The 14,010-nt window shown below is 37.8% G+C and carries 9 protein-coding genes; 4 read left to right on the forward strand and 5 right to left on the reverse strand.

What is annotated here, in order from left to right; genetic code table 11:
- Positions 1-454: 454 nt before the first annotated feature.
- Positions 455-1,468 carry a glutaminase A gene (gene glsA, locus JOE44_RS24600; protein WP_209788806.1) on the reverse strand — a complete coding sequence of 338 codons (1,014 nt, stop codon included), beginning with the start codon at positions 1,466-1,468 and terminating at the stop codon, positions 455-457.
- Positions 1,469-1,999: 531 nt separating this feature from the next.
- Here glsA and JOE44_RS24605 point away from each other — a divergent pair.
- The 3 genes from JOE44_RS24605 to JOE44_RS24615 all read left to right on the forward strand — a co-directional run bounded on the left by JOE44_RS24605 (position 2,000) and on the right by JOE44_RS24615 (position 9,653).
- Entirely contained in the window at positions 2,000-6,868 is a 4,869-nt protein-coding gene (locus JOE44_RS24605) for a PKD domain-containing protein (RefSeq protein WP_209788809.1), read from the forward strand.
- Between the two features lie 71 nt (positions 6,869-6,939).
- Complete coding sequence (locus JOE44_RS24610; RefSeq protein ID WP_209788824.1) at positions 6,940-8,805, forward strand: T9SS type A sorting domain-containing protein; 1,866 nt, start codon at positions 6,940-6,942, stop codon at positions 8,803-8,805.
- 149 nt (positions 8,806-8,954) lie between these two features.
- Positions 8,955-9,653, forward strand: coding sequence for a DUF1826 domain-containing protein (locus JOE44_RS24615; protein WP_209788827.1), 699 nt, complete (start codon positions 8,955-8,957; stop codon positions 9,651-9,653).
- Between the two features lie 91 nt (positions 9,654-9,744).
- Here the strand turns inward: JOE44_RS24615 and JOE44_RS24620 are convergent, their stop codons facing one another.
- Together JOE44_RS24620 and JOE44_RS24625 are read right to left on the reverse strand one after the other, a co-directional pair.
- Complete coding sequence (locus tag JOE44_RS24620; RefSeq protein ID WP_209788830.1) at positions 9,745-10,593, reverse strand: sialate O-acetylesterase; 849 nt, start codon at positions 10,591-10,593, stop codon at positions 9,745-9,747.
- A complete protein-coding gene (locus tag JOE44_RS24625; protein ID WP_209788832.1) occupies positions 10,593-11,150 on the reverse strand; it encodes a TetR/AcrR family transcriptional regulator in 558 nt (185 codons plus the stop codon). The genes JOE44_RS24620 and JOE44_RS24625 overlap by 1 nt, the downstream gene beginning before the upstream one ends.
- 220 nt (positions 11,151-11,370) lie before the next feature.
- Between JOE44_RS24625 and JOE44_RS24630 the strand changes: the two genes are divergently transcribed.
- Positions 11,371-11,961, forward strand: coding sequence for a DUF4840 domain-containing protein (locus JOE44_RS24630; RefSeq protein WP_209788835.1), 591 nt, complete (start codon positions 11,371-11,373; stop codon positions 11,959-11,961).
- Positions 11,962-12,020: 59 nt separating this feature from the next.
- Here JOE44_RS24630 and JOE44_RS24635 read toward each other — a convergent pair whose 3' ends face one another.
- A complete protein-coding gene (locus JOE44_RS24635; RefSeq protein ID WP_209788837.1) occupies positions 12,021-13,280 on the reverse strand; it encodes a hypothetical protein in 1,260 nt (419 codons plus the stop codon).
- 229 nt (positions 13,281-13,509) lie between these two features.
- Positions 13,510-13,929, reverse strand: a complete 420-nt coding sequence (locus JOE44_RS24640; protein ID WP_245169859.1) for a helix-turn-helix domain-containing protein — start codon at positions 13,927-13,929, stop codon at positions 13,510-13,512.
- Between the last annotated feature and the right edge of the window lie 81 nt (positions 13,930-14,010).

Genomic DNA, 14,010 nt, shown 5'->3' on the forward strand with positions numbered 1-14,010 from the left:
ATATTTATAGTTAAAAAAATGTTAAGCAAATATAGGAATAAAAAATAAAATATTTCAAAAACAAGAGATTTGTTTTTAGGTATATTACAAAAAGATAATATACAATGAATAGGGTTCTGAAATGTAAGAATTACCTTTATCAATCTGATAAAATGGCAAGGCGAATTTAAATAAAATTAATCAATATAATGTGATTTAATTTGAATTATTTGTGAATTTTTTCTATCTTTTTGATAAATAAACAGATAGGTATTTTTAAGAATAATTTAAATATCTTTCCGAAATTCATAAAAAAACAGTAAGTATCTGATATACTTACTGTTTTTGAATCGGTTGATTGTTGAGTTTTTTTGAACGAATAAGGCTTTTAAAGATGATCTCGGATCAATTATATTAAAATACCTTTTATTGAATCAAATATCTGGTGAGCTGCTTATATAAAGAACGGTAGGAATTAAAATATACTTAACCCATACTGCTTTGCCAGATCTAAAATCATATGATATCCGGCCAGTGAATTTCCATGCTGATCTAAAGCAGGGCTGAATACTCCGATTCCTATTTTTCCGGGAACACTTACGGTAATTCCGCCTCCTACGCCGGATTTGCTAGGTAAGCCTACTGTTCTGGAATATTCGCCACTGAATTCATACATTCCGGCTGTCAGCATCTGTGATTCTACCAGTTTCGCCATATCTGCATTTTTATAGGTGGAATCTCCGTCGAATCTTACACATTGGTTGGCAAAGAAGTAGCCTATTTTTGCAAGATCTTCAGCAGTAAGTTCAATGGAACACTGCTTGAAATAGTTGTCCAGCTGGTCTTCATTTCCTGAAATCAGTCCGCTGTTTTTCATGATGTAAAACATACCGCGGTTACGGTGTCCTGTTGATTTTTCTGATTCATAAACTGATTTATTATAATCTATTGATGAATTTTTGGTAATATATCTTACCATATCCAGTATTTTAAGGAATGGTTTCTCGCCATCTCCTGAGATCAGTGAAGTGGTAAGAATAGCCCCGGCATTCATCATTGGATTAAGAGGTTTCCCTGTCGTTTCAAGGTTTGAAAAGTGGTTGAAAGGTTTATCTGATCCAAAGTATCCCATTTTATCAAAAATATGAGCTTCTCCTTTTTCGTTTACAGCAACCATTAATGATATAATTTTAGAAATACTCTGCATGGTAAATTTCTTACTTATATCACCGGTGTTGAATACTTTCCCGTTTTTATCTACCACTGAAAAAGCGATTGCTTTAGCATCCATTTTTCCCAGTTCCGGAATGTAATCTGCTACTTTTCCCTGGGTGTAATATGTTCTGTTTTTTTCCAGGATGGTATTTAATGTTTTTTCTGAAAGGGTTGAGAGGTCTGCTGTTTTCTGTGCATAAACGATTGTGTTTAAGGAAAGAAAAGCGGCAGTGCAGATTCCTTTTGCAGAAAATAAAAAGCTGTTGTTTTTCATAGAGAAGATCTTCAAATAAAATGTTTATGATAAGCCTTAAAAAACAAAGATATAGTTTTTTAATCTTGTCAGCAATTCTCCTTTATCATGCCTGAGAATATCATTGTGATTTTGGGCTGGCCGCATTGATACATGAAGACTGAAGCTGTTAAAATGTATGGAAAGTTATTTAAGAATAATGAATAGACAGGCAGTTTTATTTTTAGCTTTTTTAATGTGATTAATTTTAATTTAAAATCAGTTTTATTAGTAAAAAATAAACAAATTGTTCTTTTGGTTGTTTATTTTGGGATTTAATACATTGAAATTTAGAATTTTATTTGGTTTAAAATGGGCTGTAGCTATAAAAATTAATAAAGGGCGGATTTTTTTTGCATAATTAATAGAGTAGTGAAATAACATATAAGCATGAATTTATCTATATTGTTGGAATTCAGTTATAAAATTATGTTATTTTTTCACTATTAAATGATTATTGTATTGAATTTTTTATTAATTTGACAAAAAATTAATAACACTTTTTTAATAACTATGAAAAACAACACCTATTTTGGTAGGCAGCACATCTTCAGATGGCTCCTGCTATGTTGGCTTTTGGTACCATGGGTACTACAAGCTCAAGCTCGAATTACATGGACCGCTCAGGTCGGATGCCAGGAATTCCGTGGCGAGAAAGATGATCAGGTCCCTGATAACGGAACCACCTTTTCCTACATCAATTCATCCCAATGTCTGCGCGTCTGCGAGGCATCAAATGTCACCTATGAGGTACAGGGACCTAATGTTTCTGCCGTACAATGGACAGTCTCCGGAGGAACGGTAGCTACTTCAGGGCCCGCGAATACCATAGCCAATGTGGGCTGGGGATCAGCAGGTAACGGATCTTTACAGGCTGTCATCACCTACAATGATGGAACTGTTGAAACACAGACGATCTGTATTGTGAAGATTAACAGACCGATCGCTAAATTTGAATTACTGAACTTAGGTGATACGGTATGTAGAAATACAACGATTTATTTTGACAATCTTTCTGAACAGAACGGAGGGTCGGATATCATCAATTACTTCTGGGATTTTGGCGATGGTACAACTTCCACCGCTTTTGAACCCTCTCATTTGTATGCTAATCCTGGAAATTATACCATCCAATTAACGGTAACCAACAAGTGTGGCTGCCAGGATAAAATTAAAAAACAGATCAAGGTATTAAAAGCAGATCCTGTACAGATCAATTGTGCTTCCGTAGTATGTGAAGGAAGTACTGAGAAATACAGTGCACAGGATGGATGTAACAAAGGACAATGGAAAGTTATTGGTGGATCAATTATCAACAATAACGGTAACGAAATCGAAGTAGTATGGGATCAGGTAGATCCGCTTGACGGCTTCGGGTACGTAATGTATATGTCTGATTGTGCTTGTCCTGAGTGGACGACAATTAAAATTCCTGTAGTTTTAAAGAATGCAAAAGTTAAAGGACAGGAAGTAATATGTACTGGAAGACAGTACACATATTCAATTCCTCAATGGCCTACAACGAAAGTTCAATGGAATGTATCGGGGCCTGCAGGAGGTTTGCTGACCAATACACAACAGAGAAATGAAGTTGTTTTCTCAGCCAGTCAGCCGGGTACTTATCATCTTACTGCTAATTATTTCAATACTTTATTGACATGTGAAGGGCAGGCATCTATTGATATCATCGTAGAGGCACCGGTAGTGATAAGTGGAGGCGTAGATGAAATCTGTGCAGGAACAAGCCAGGGATTTACGGCTTCTCCTAACGTGCCTGTTATCTGGAAAGTAACCACAGGAAGTTCTACTTATACTTCTCCTGTAATGACGGGAATATTCAACTACAACTTTGCGACAGCAGGAACGTATACTATTACAGCTACTAAGCAAGGTGGAGGTTGTGAAAGTAATGCAAGAATTATTAAGGTATTACCAATTCCACAGGCTCCTAACGGAACAATCTCCGGAGAAACAAAAGTATGCCCTGGAAAACCTTATGTTTATACGATCAGCTCAGTGGATTCTGGAATGGTACCGGTTTGGAGTGTTACCAACGGAACCATTCAGGGAAGTAATGCGGGACCTTCTGTAACGGTTATATTTAACGCTGGTGCTACATCATATACAGTGTCTGCACAGAATAAATCGATCAGTAGTGCAGCATGTCTTTCTGCTCCAAAATTGTTCAATGTAACGAAACTGGATCTTAGCACGATTGTTATTAATCCAAATTCAGGACCTTTCTGTCCGAGCAGCACTCAAACTTTCAGTGCTAATCTGAATGGAATTGTTCCGGATTTTATGGAATGGTCATTTGCAAGTTCCAACTTTGGAAGTGTTATCGGAGGACAGGGTACTGCTAATATTACAGTTAACTTCAATGAGATTTCTTCAACCAGTACTACGGACCTGGTTTTAAAAATAGTAAAGTGTGGTGTGACGAAAATCATCACTATGCCGGTATCTTTAATCACCCTTCCGGTAGTGAGTTTCACAAATGTTGGTGGAATTTGTTTAGGGTCAAACCTTACTTTCACAGTTAACCAGGGAACCATTACCTCAGCAACGAATGTAACTTTCACATTCCCTGGCGGAACGTATACTACAGCTTTCAACCCAAGTGGAATTTACAGCTTCCCGAATAACGGATATATCCAGAACAATTCAGGAAATAATGTTTCTCAAACGGTTGTTGTAACGTATACAGGTACGAACGGATGTAATTATAAACCTACCGCAAGTGCTAACTTTATTGTATATCCTGAAACGATTATTACTGTTTCTCCGGTATATAATATTGCAGTTTGTGATCCTACAACAATGACACCGTATACCATTACGGCTAACAGTTCTACAGGACTTACAAATATTCTTTCGTGGCAATGGTATAAAAATAATACAATCATACCGGGGGCAACTACCAACTCATATACTATCTCAGGAGCAGGTGCTTTTGGAACTTATAGAGTACAGGCTGTAGATATTAACGGTTGTGTGGTTTCTTCACAAAACATTAATGTAACTCAGTCTTGTCCAAGCAGTGGAAGCTGTACGGCAAACCCTCAGATTAACTTCGTTCCGGCATGGTCAGCTTGTAACAATATTACAGTTTCAGGTTTAACCTATAATGGAGTTCCGGACGAAATCCAATGGTTGTCTGATCCTATGCTTACGTTAGTTTCTGGTCAGGGAACAGCTTCACCGGTATATCAGACTAATCTTGCAGGAGCACACATTGTTTTTGTACGTCTGAGATACGGTTCATGCTGGTACAGTAAAGGAGTAGAAGTAAGAAAGAATTATGAGCCTAAATTCAATATCAGTACAGTGTGTAGCGGAAACGGATACAGTGTAACGCTTTTCAACACTTCTACAATATTTGAAATTAATCCGGGATCTATTACGTATACATTTACTTCGCCAGGACAGCCTACTCAAACAGGGCAATCAGCTACTTATAATCTGGCACCAGGTACTTATACCTTTACGATGACAGTGTCTGCACCTGGGAAACCAACGTGTACCACTACGCAGACTATTACATTAGCTCCGATTCCTAATACATCATTCCTGGTTCCAGCCTGGTTATGTGCACGTTCGCCTATTACGTTCAGTCCAATAACCTATGTTCCGGGAAATACATATACCTGGATCTTTGATGGTACATCGTATATTACGACAGGGTCAGATGCTACGATAACGTATAATACTGCAGGAACAAAAACCATTCAGCTGAAAATTAGAACTGCTCAGGGATGTGAATATCTTTCTCCGGTCATTACTGTGAATGTGAAAGAGGCAACTCTTGATGGTGATATAGCGCCTCCTGTTCTTGTAGCATGTATCGGAAGTGCTCCTAATATCGTATTTACCAGTACGCTTGGATCTCCTAGCCAGTATATCTGGATGAATGGTTCTCAGCCTGTATCAGGAGCGCCAAACTCTCCTGTGTTCACTCCAACACAATCTGGTAATTATTGGCCGGTGCTGGTATCATCAGATGGATGTAGAACAAGCATTATGAGTACTAAAGCAATCCCTGTGACTCTTAAAAATCCTCCATATGTTAACATATCCGGAGTGGCTAATATCTGTGAAGGATCTTCAACAGTCCTTACTGGTATTGTAACGGATAATACATTGGAATATCAATGGAAAAAAGGAAATTCAATCGTTGTACCATGGACTTCTGCTCCTTATCCAATTGCTCTAAGTACAGGGCCATTAACGGCAGGTACGTATGTTTATACTCTGGAAGTAAGAACTCCGGGTACATCAGGCTGTACAAGCAGCAAAAGCTTTACGGTAACGGTAAATAGTCCGCCAGCCCCAATTTCGGTAACCTATAATATGGTAAACTGCCAGCCTTATCAGGTTGTGTTAACAGCATCAGGTCCATCTGCAGGAGTTTACAATTGGAGTAACGGAATGACAGGTCAGTCTATTACGGTAAATGAAGGGGGTGCTTATCAGGTTATTTACACTGCACCAAGCGGATGTAAAGTAGTAGGAAATACTCAGGTTCCATTAAGCCTTGAGAGTCTGATGTGGGTGTTCCCAACAGGATGCTATGATGAATGTCTTAGAAAGAATTATGTTTTAGGACCTAAAGGAATCTTTGATCATCATGAGTGGCAGTTGTTCGGAAACAATATCCAGAGCGGAAACAATGATTATATCTATCCGTTGTATATTAATGCTCCGGGAACATATCAGCTTCAGATCGATCATTTGGGATGTCAGTTTACTTCGGGAACCATGAATTACTATCCAGGTAAAGAATGTGGATTCGAAACAGAATGTAAGCTGGAAGCAAATATCAAAGACATGAAATGGGCTGGAGATCACTATAAAGTATATGGTATGATCTACAATGGCGGAAGCCAGGCTATAAGCCTTACTGTTTCAAGTCTTAATGGATTTGGAGTTTATATTCCGTCCATTATTACTATTCCGGCAGGTGGTGTATATGATATGAACGCTAATCCGTTGGCATTCTATCCAAACTCAAGCTTCCAGGGTACTGATGAGATCTTATTCTCAAATGAAACATGTAAGTTTACTACCAAAGCGGTAGATCCTAACTGGATGGGTATGAGAAGTGCAGGAAGAAGTGTAATGGCTGCTTCAGTTTCTTCTCTGAAAATGATACCAAATCCTGCGAAGGAAAAAGTGAAAATCTCGTATAATACAGGTAATGAAAAATTACTGGCAAAACAGATTACAGTTTTTGATGCCATGGGCAATGTCAAATTCCGTAAGGAACTGAAAACGGCTTCCGGAGAGGTAGACGTAGAAGTTACAAGCTGGCTGCAAGGTGTTTATATCGTTATTGTACAAACGGGAGATACATCATTACAAGGAAAACTAATTAAAAATTAGTAGCTTATAAAGCAGTGTTCTCTTCGGAGAGCACTGTTTTTTTATAGTATGTGATAATTAAATGAATTTTTATGATACAACTCAAAAACAAACTGTGGGGATTACTGCTGATATTACCAGGATTATCTTTTAGTCAGAATTATCAATGGCAATGGGGAAAACAGGCAGGAGGACTGACAGGTTCTGCTGATCCGGGGTTTCATTATGTCTTTGATGAATCCATAAGGGATATTGTAGTAGATGACAATAATAACACCTACTATCTTGCCACAATGCGTGAACAGGGACAAAACCTGAATGGTACTTCTGTAACTAATTACGGACTGAGTGATCTTTTTCTGTTCTCTGCAGACTGTGCAGGAAATATAAGATGGTCCAGGCCAATAGGAGGTTCAGGAGACGGAGAAAATGCATGGCATATTAAAGTGGATAATAACGGTGGATTATACGTTATGACTACCATTTATAACAATTCATATATCGGAGATCCAAATGCGGTTCCCGTACATTTTGATGATACCCACACACAACCTCTGTATACCTATTATGACCAGACAACAGAGCCTGCGCACAAAGCTGCTTTTCTGTTGAAATATAATACTTCGGACGGTACACTGGCATGGAGTAAGCCTTTACAGGGAGATGTTAACTATTTTTCCCGCATGTGCGATGTGCAGATGATGTATATGGATTCTGCCAAAAATATTCATGCTGTAATGGGTTTCAGAGCAGGAACACATTTAAACGGATTAATTACGGTGCCTTCAACCTTTACTTCAACTTATCAGTATTATGCGGTTAAGTTCAATTATGATGGTGGAAATATGACTCCAGTTGCTCCTTTGCTTCTTCCTATCACGGGAAATGCAATAAATATTGTGGGAAGAGAGGGAAAAGTGAATGTTGTCTATGATGAAGGTTTGAATCGTTATTACATTGCAGGTAAAAGGATGGATCCCGGCTTCAGTAATCTGGTTGATCTTTCCTACAATAATGTTCCATTTACGAAAGCGGCTTATGTGTTTGCTTTTGATGGTACTACCGGAGCTGAGGTATGGCGAAAAGAACTTAATAATGGTACCACAAGTACGGATGATGAAATTCATTCCATTATAAAAGATCCGGTGACTTCAGATATTTATATTTCAGGACGTTATTTTAACGGAATAACAGTGCCTGCAACTTTCGGAAGCTATACTTTTCCTCTGAGGAACTATGTTGAAGCCGTTCCCTTTGTTATGAAGATGAATGCAGCAGGTACAGTACAATGGGCAAGAACTCCGGACGGAATGTCTGGCCTTCAGTTTGGCTATCGTTTTACCAAAGGAACAATTGCCATTAATGGAAACGAAATAGCATTTGCCAAAGGAAGCTGGTCTGATATCTGGGGAAGCTATGCCATGGTGCGCCCTGATGGAGATCGGTCAGATCCTTTATTGGTAAGACTTAACAAAGATACCGGAGATGTTTTGGGAACAGGAGAGATTCGCAGTAACTATTATGTTATCGATGAATTTACGGCAGTGGCCGCAGATAAAGATGGTAATTATGTAGTAGGAGGTTTTTTTCATGATCAATTATTTACAGAGGCCAATGATAATGTCAATACAATGGCTGTTAATGTAGCAGGAGGGAAATCTCAGTCTTTTTTTACAAAATTTGCTAAATCAGCGTGCAGCCAGATGTCTGTAGAAGAAACTGCTGCTCAGGCAGGAATACAGTTATACCCAAATCCGGTTCAGGAGGTGCTCAATATCAGAAGCAGAGAGCCTTTGGTTTCTTATGAGATTTTTGGGGCCACGGGACAACTGGTAAAACAGGGAACTTTGAATATGATGCAGGAACAGATTGTAGTATCTTCTCTTCAGACAGGAGTATATTACGTTAAACTTAAAACCAAATCTTCAACAGTAACGGAAAAAATATTGAAGAAGTAAAAAACAAAACTGAAAACTAATAACCTTATATATAAAACAGTGTTCTCCAAAAGAGGGCGCTGTTTTTTATCGTAGCTGGTTGATGGAATTGAATAACCTATTCCGTATTTTTGCACAGAATTAAATGGCTAAACTGTTTATTCCAAAATATGAACAATATGTTTTCTGATAATCGTCAAATTGGGGTGGTTTCTTCCTTTTCTGAACTTGTAAATACCCATTTTCAGGGAGTGATGAATGCCATTTGCTGGCATCGAAATATGGCGGGTGATTTTAAAGAAATTGTGGCAAAGCTTCAGTTAAAAGATAATATCACCGAAGTTACCAGTGAAGATCTTTTAGCACTGCAACTATCAGAAGAAGGCAGTATCGCAAGGGAAATTATTTTAAATGATTTACAGTTACTGACAGATTTTGGAGCATCTCCGGTTCTTAATTTACTGAAATGCTATGAACGTGACGAAGAACTTGGTTTTATTTCAACAGATGTATACTCATATCATGTAGACCGTTCTCCCGTAGGAACAGATACTTTTCTATGTACTTATCACGGGGCAGCAAGCGACATCATAGCCAATGCTGAGGTTGAACAGAAAATTTTAATTCCTGAAATCCGGGAACAGCTCAAAAAATTACACGACGGTCCGGAAGAAGAATTTGAAGACTTCCTGAAAGAGTATTTCTTTGATCTTCATTATCAGCCTAAGCCTGATGCAAAGCCTGTCAATTTGGGTGTTGGCCATCTTTGGCGGATTGCTGTAGATCATCCTGAGCAATCAGCCTTACCTTGTGTTCACAGAGCACCTGTTGAAAATGATGGAGCATACAGGTTGCTGTTGATTTGTTAGATTATATTTTGAGTAAAATCAATTGCTTGAATAAAAAAATCCAATATCGGAAAGATGTTGGATTTTTTATGACTGATTATCAAGCGCTCTTTTACTCCTGACTGATCGCTTTTAGTTCGTTTAAGTAATCTTTACTTTCAATATTCCCGACTGCAAATTCGTGTTCCAGCAGTTTGATTTTTTCTGTCTTAGTGGAAGATCGTTTATAGATTTTTTCCAGTATGCTGTCCTCATCAGGCAAAGGATTGAAGATGTTTTTCAGATCCCGATACGCATGATAATACCTGATTCCCAGTAATCTTTGTGAATGCGCATTGAAATGTACACCGTCAGGATTGGCAGTAAGGTCTTTTGCGGTGGCAAAATAACATTTTTCATGAGTCTGCGCAAACTGTTCCAATTGCTGGTTGACTAAAGGATAATGGATGAAATACTGCCCAAATATTCCATGGAATAGATAATCGCCTAAGCCGCCAATGATAAGAGGAATTTCAGGACTGTTTAATTCTTTACGCAGCGCTTCAATAATTTCAGAAAACTTTTCCTGATACTTTTCTGCCTTTTCAGGAGAGCAGTCACTCTCACCCTGATGCCATAAGATTCCTTTGATTTCGCTTGTTCGTTGGGCAAGTCTGGCTTGTGATATAGTGTTTTCAAATAAAACACCATCCACAGCCCAGTCATCAAGACTGGTGCCTCCGTCAGCACATGGAATTAATCCAATTTCATTCTGCGCATTATCAAGTCTCCAGGAAGCAGCAAATGAAGCAGCAAGCCCGACACCCGAACTTGGACGGTCATAATTTATCGGTTCTGACATGATTTGCCATAATCCGTTTCTCAGCATTTTAATATGTTCGTCAAAAATAGGAGGGACTTCCTTTGCGTAGCCGCGTCCAGCCATATTGGACTGGCCTATCATTAAAAAAGAATGTATCATTATTGTTTATTTAATTGCATGCCTATGCTTCTGCTAAAGGAATTCCAGGCTAGTTTCTTTATTTCATTGGGAGCAATATCTCCGGATCTGTAAGCGGTGATGGTTGCAGTGATTGTATTTGTGAAAAGAATTTTTATCCAGACTAATGGTAACTGGCTGTCTATCAATTCTTCTTTCTGTAGTTTTTCAATTGTACTGAACAGCTCATTTCTTACTTTTAAATATTCCTTACCTGTTTCGGTTTTATAGGTAGGTTCAACTTCATTCAGTTTTATCAAAAAAGCATACTTTGTTCCGCTCTCAATTCCTGCATATAATAAGTTTTCAAGTTGTACCAATGGGTCTGTGGAACTGTTACAAGCTTTAATAGCTGCATTTTCCCAGGCTTGCATCATATTTTTGTTACAGGCTTCCAGTAATTCGTTCCGGTTTTTGAAATAGCGGTGCAATGTTCTTCTGTTAAGATTACAATGTTCTGCAATCTCTTCAAATGTTGCCGAAAAGTTTTCATTGAAGACCGTTATGGCTGTATCAATAATTTTTTGTTGAGTACTCATTATTTTTTATTGGCTCAAATTTACGACAAATGTCTCAATATTGAGACATTCATTTAAAAAATCATGATCAATAGAAATCGGTATTGAAAATAATATGCAGTAAATCAGGTAATTGAATTTATTTTTTTAAATCCCAAGCAAGGATATGGAATTTCTGTATTTATATAGATGAGTACTCAGTAAAATATTTTTTTAATCAAAATAATTAATTAAAATCAAAATGAAAAAATTCATTCATGTAAAATTGATATTTATGCTTGTGATCTTACTGGCTATTCCTTTTGCTCTGGCAAGTTGCAGTAATGATGATGAATCTCCTAAACCTAATCCTGTGACCATCAGTTTTGATGATCTTAATGGTGAATACACAGGAAAAGCAAGTGTATCCCAGGGAACTGTGAATGGAGAAACAGCGGTTGCTTTTACGGCCAAGAAAAACCTGATTTCCTATTCAGAATTTCCAATGAAAGAAATTATTTACTCTGTAATTTCTGATCCTGTGAAAGCCAATCAAGCCTTAACAGCCATTGGGAAAATAAAATATGACCTGGATTATACAGCAGTTTTATACCAGCAAAAAAAGGAAATAGAACTTAATCTTCTTCCTAAAGAATTAACGGTTCAGGTTCCTATTGATGGGGTAAACAAAAAGGTGGTCATAACATTTACAGCTTCTAAAAAAGGATTGTTTACCAAACAGAGCACGCAAAATATGAATTTTGAACTGCTTGCGAGTAAAATAACCGTTGAGGGAACAGCTGTCAATCCTTTCAACCTCATCAAATATAATTTTCAAATGCTGAAGAAGTAATCGCAGGATTGAATATTGTACAGATGCACTTACAGAAGTGCATCTGTCTTATTTCTTCATTACCATTTGATTCTTATTTTGGGAACTACTTTTTTTATTTCTTTGGCTACATTAGTTCCCGCTTTCCCCAGTTCATTACTTATGTTTCTGACCACTTTTACGGCTTCATGATTTTTTCCGGGACCGTATTGCAAATCATGAACGGTCGTATTCCATGTTTTAACGATATCATTCGTAGGTCCGAACTGATTTTTTAAGGCATCTCCAATTTGATTTAATCCTTTAACGATCGTATTATTCTTTCCAAAACATCCATGATCTCCACCTACACCGTTTGTTAAACATTTGCTTAATTCACGGTAGGTCAATTGGCCGCCTGCACAACCTGCAAATGCATAAGGCTGACCTCCGGTACTTACAGCGCATTCCACTGCTATTTGTGCTTCCGTATTCAGATTAAGCTTACCTGCACCGTAGCACACAGCAGTTCCCATAAAGGTTACCTGACCACTGCTGGCCTGATCTTTAAAGCAGGAAACTAATTGTTTTAACTCCGGATTATTTACTTTATCAGCGAAACAAAGCGGATACATTTCGTAATTATTGCCATATTCTTTATAGCATTTCATCATATCCTGGGTAATCTGTCTTTCTTTTGAACCTCCCAATATACTGAGCATACAAAGACTTTGTTCCTCAGGGGTTTCTGAGTTTTTGGCGCACTTATAAATTTCAAGTTCTTTTTTACCAGCCATATTTGTTACCATACAATCCCCGAATTCCAGCTGATTGATTGTTCCGTCAGGATTCATGGTGTTTTTATAACAGTCTACAGCCGTTTGTTCGCTTGTCATCATGACGTCCCCGAAAGGTTTTTGTTCATCCACAATTTGTGTAGGTAAGGGTCTCAATCCGTCAGCGGTTTCAATTCCTATTTGATTATCGTAAGTTGGTTTTGGCAGGAACATCACAGGTCGGGGAGGGACAGGAATCGTGGAATAGCCTACAATCCGGTATCCCAATCGGTAATCCAATTCGATAATATTTCTATCAAAATCAAGAAAAAATGCCTTTTGATAAGGAACTGCCGAAGGCAAACACAGATAATTAATTCCGGTTTGGTCATATACTGCCTGGCCTGCATTTCCCGGATTTCCATTCTGAACAATCACCCCTGTGTTGTACATGGTAAAAGACTGCCCATAAGTAGTCAAAAACATCTGCCCGATTGGATAAACCTGCGCAAACAGGAAGGAACAGAAACTCATCAGTGAAATCAGTACACTTAAAATTGATAGTTTTTTAATAATTGTGTTCATGGTACTTATTTTTGATAAAGTTACCTCTGTAAACAAATACTAAAACATTACCCTTTTTCGCTATTTTTCAAAGCAAACGATTAAATAAAGGGAATTAAATTATTTCCGGCTAAAAAAATAAACTGCAGTGATTATTATGCTTGGAGAGTAAAGAAGAATTCCTGAACTGAGCATTTCTGAAACTGAAATGTACCAAGAGTATTACGGTAAAGAACCAACCTGTAAATTCCTATTTTGACGAAATAATTTTGTTTTGTTCATTCGTGGTTTCGGTAACCTTACTTTTTTCTGCAGGTGTATGAGTTGTCCCAAAAATATGTCTTCGATGATTCTCGCCCCAATCCTGTAATGAAGTCACCACCTGATCCAATGTACTGGTATAATCTGTAGGGAAATATTCAATAATCACAGGATAACTCTCCGTCACGATCCGTTCAATCAGTCCGTTCTGTTCCAGTTCCTTTAATTCCTTTGCCAGTACTTTTGGTGTCAGCTTTGGAATGCTTTTTCGTATTTCTGTAAAACGTCTGTTTCCTGCATTCACGGAAATGATAATCTGCAATTTCCACTTTCCACTGATGATGTCCAGGGTATCCCGAATGGGTCTAAGTGCCTGCAGGCATTCTTTATGATCATGATATTCTTCCATGTTGCTTTCCTTTAGGTAACTGCTATACTTTGGAATGTGAATTTACAATAATTTTGTCCCTGTCAAAAACAAAAAATTTAG

Source organism: Chryseobacterium sp. PvR013, assembly GCF_017833095.1.
Taxonomy (GTDB): Bacteria; Bacteroidota; Bacteroidia; order Flavobacteriales; family Weeksellaceae; genus Chryseobacterium; species Chryseobacterium culicis_A.

Excerpts from the sequence above, each read along its gene's own strand:
- JOE44_RS24625 (WP_209788832.1), bottom strand. The coding sequence starts at position 11,150 with ATGAGTACTCAACAAAAAATTATTGATACAGCCATAACGGTCTTCAAT.
- JOE44_RS24640 (WP_245169859.1), bottom strand. The coding sequence starts at position 13,929 with ATGGAAGAATATCATGATCATAAAGAATGCCTGCAGGCACTTAGACCC.
- JOE44_RS24620 (WP_209788830.1), bottom strand. The coding sequence starts at position 10,593 with ATGATACATTCTTTTTTAATGATAGGCCAGTCCAATATGGCTGGACGC.
- JOE44_RS24630 (WP_209788835.1), top strand. The coding sequence starts at position 11,371 with ATGAAAAAATTCATTCATGTAAAATTGATATTTATGCTTGTGATCTTA.
- JOE44_RS24615 (WP_209788827.1), top strand. The coding sequence starts at position 8,955 with ATGAACAATATGTTTTCTGATAATCGTCAAATTGGGGTGGTTTCTTCC.
- JOE44_RS24635 (WP_209788837.1), bottom strand. The coding sequence starts at position 13,280 with ATGAACACAATTATTAAAAAACTATCAATTTTAAGTGTACTGATTTCA.
- glsA (WP_209788806.1), bottom strand. The coding sequence starts at position 1,468 with ATGAAAAACAACAGCTTTTTATTTTCTGCAAAAGGAATCTGCACTGCC.
- JOE44_RS24610 (WP_209788824.1), top strand. The coding sequence starts at position 6,940 with ATGATACAACTCAAAAACAAACTGTGGGGATTACTGCTGATATTACCA.
- JOE44_RS24605 (WP_209788809.1), top strand. The coding sequence starts at position 2,000 with ATGAAAAACAACACCTATTTTGGTAGGCAGCACATCTTCAGATGGCTC.